Source organism: Alkalihalophilus lindianensis, assembly GCF_032843265.1.
Taxonomy (GTDB): Bacteria; Bacillota; Bacilli; order Bacillales; family Bacillaceae_D; genus Alkalihalophilus; species Alkalihalophilus lindianensis.
In genome coordinates, this window is record NZ_JAWJBA010000422.1 from 1 (window position 1) to 267 (window position 267).

Annotated in this window: 1 protein-coding gene; it reads left to right on the forward strand. The window is 66.3% G+C overall.

Annotated features, from left to right (window positions below):
- Positions 1-267: hypothetical protein (locus tag RYX56_RS22865; RefSeq protein WP_317124190.1), on the forward strand; the 267-nt coding region annotated here is incomplete at both ends.

Genomic DNA, 267 nt, shown 5'->3' on the forward strand with positions numbered 1-267 from the left:
GCATCCGGGATTTCTCGGTGCTTTCCGGGGTCGGATATTCCGGTGCCTACTTTTCAGGAGAGTTCGTGATGAACACCAGCAATCTGCTCGACCAACTGCTCAAGGCCGGCCAGCAGGCCATGCAAAAACCTGCGGCGAAGAGCCCCCAGGGGCAGCAGGCAGGTGGTTTGGGTGGTCTGCTCTCTGGCGGAGGCCTGGGCAGCCTGCTCTCGGGCGCCGGGGGCGGCGCGTTGGCGGCCGGTGCGGTCGGCCTGCTGCTGGGCAGCA